General features: G+C 45.1%; 2 protein-coding genes. Both read right to left on the bottom strand.

Features of this window, described 5'->3' with window-relative positions; all coding sequences use genetic code 11:
- Positions 1 to 164, bottom strand: a 164-nt coding sequence (locus tag R7Z49_RS25915) for a MarC family protein (protein WP_318112537.1), incomplete at its 3' end; no start/stop codon positions are given.
- A gap of 119 nt (positions 165 to 283) precedes the next feature.
- Complete coding sequence (locus R7Z49_RS25910) at positions 284 to 505, bottom strand: YecH family metal-binding protein (RefSeq protein WP_015297472.1); 222 nt, start codon at positions 503 to 505, stop codon at positions 284 to 286.
- Positions 506 to 630 lie beyond the last annotated feature (125 nt).

Genomic DNA, 630 nt, shown 5'->3' with positions numbered 1-630 from the left:
AACAAGAACAACATCAAAATCAACAAGGCAAAAATCAGCTCGCGGATGAGCACCTTACGACGACGTTTGGGATCGATGTGTTTAAGAATGGACAACACAATGGGCAAATTGCCAAGAGGGTCCATGATAAGAAACAGCATGGTCGCTGCAGAAAGAATATCCATGTTCTGGCCTCGACGAAAAAAATGGCGACCAGTGTATAGTAAGGAGATTGCGCGAGTATACGCCTAAGGGCGAAATCAGATAATTCGCCCCCGATTACCGAAACAACCTCAGACGCCGCTTAATGGTTGCAAATACGCGCCATGTTGACGACGAACTTGCCTTCGAGTTCGCGAACCTTATCGCGCTGTAATAAAAAGGTTAGCAATGCATCTAAGTCTAGATCATTCAACTTACAGGTATGAAAGCGTACGTCTGCGCCAAAATGTTGTGCGAGCTCGTCGCGGCTCATTGGGGTTTCACGTAGTAGGTTTAGTAAGTTGTGAGCATGAATGTCACTCATCGTTAACTCCAGTTAGCAAATAGAACCCGACCAGTGTACTGAAATCGTCGAGCACTGCTTTGACTTACGTTAGTAAATGATAGAAGCAACAATGAGTGCATGAGCAAGAAAGTAGCTACCACTTA

The sequence above is a fragment of the Vibrio sp. 1562 genome, from assembly GCF_033340155.1.
Taxonomy (GTDB): Bacteria; Pseudomonadota; Gammaproteobacteria; order Enterobacterales; family Vibrionaceae; genus Vibrio; species Vibrio alginolyticus.
The sequence above is the reverse complement of the archived record's forward strand: the minus strand, read 5'-3'. Positions and strand labels throughout refer to the sequence as shown.

Bases quoted from the DNA above. Each gene is read 5' to 3' on its own strand.
- R7Z49_RS25910 (WP_015297472.1), bottom strand. From the start codon at position 505: ATGAGTGACATTCATGCTCACAACTTACTAAACCTACTACGTGAAACC.